The sequence below is a fragment of the Aquitalea sp. FJL05 genome, from assembly GCF_003852595.1.
Taxonomy (GTDB): domain Bacteria; phylum Pseudomonadota; class Gammaproteobacteria; order Burkholderiales; family Chromobacteriaceae; genus Aquitalea; species Aquitalea aquatilis.
This window is the reverse complement of record NZ_QAJS01000030.1, coordinates 1-754: the sequence shown is the minus strand read 5'-3', so window position 1 is coordinate 754 and position 754 is coordinate 1. Positions and strand designations below refer to the sequence as shown.

Sequence of the window (754 nt, the reverse complement as noted above, 5' to 3'; positions counted from 1 at the left end):
GCCGGCCAAGTCGTACTGACCCCGAACGCACCGGCTGAAGGTGGTACGTTGAATGTGGCGGCCACCATCACTGATGTAGCGGGTAACACTTCGGCTCAGGGCAGCGACAGCGCCAAGCTGGATACCACCGCGCCGTCCGCCCCGACCGTAGTGATTGCCACCGACGCCAATAACGATGGCTTCATCAATAAGGCTGAGCAGGGCAGTGCCACCACCGACACGGTGAACATCGGTCTGCCGAGCGATGCCAAGGCGGGTGACACACTGAACGTCACCATCAATGGCGTGGCCCAGGCTGGTCATGTACTGACCGCCGCTGAAATCAGCGCCGGTCAAGTCGTATTGACCCCGAACGCCCCGGCAGAAGGCGGCACGCTGAACGTGGCGGCCACCATCACGGACGTGGCTGGCAATACCTCGGCCCAGGGCAGCGATAGTGCCGTTCGCGACACCACCGCGCCGTCTGCACCGACGGTCGTCATCGCCACCGATGCCAACAACGACGGCTTCATCAACAAGGCCGAGCAGGGCAGTGTCACCACCGATACGGTGAACATCGGCCTGCCGGCGGATGCCAAGGCTGGCGACACACTGAATGTCACCATCAATGGCGTGGCCCAAGCCGGCCATGTGCTGACTGCTGCTGAAATCAGCGCTGGTCAGGTGGTGATCACCCCGAACGCCCCGGCAGAAGGCGGTACGCTGAATGTGGCGGCCACCATCACGGACGTGGCTGGTAACACCTCGGCCAGCG

1 protein-coding gene is annotated in these 754 nt (G+C 63.4%); it reads left to right on the top strand.

What is annotated here, in order from left to right:
- A partial coding sequence (locus DBR44_RS19390) for a hypothetical protein (RefSeq protein ID WP_199731119.1) occupies positions 1 to 754 on the top strand: 754 nt, incomplete at both ends.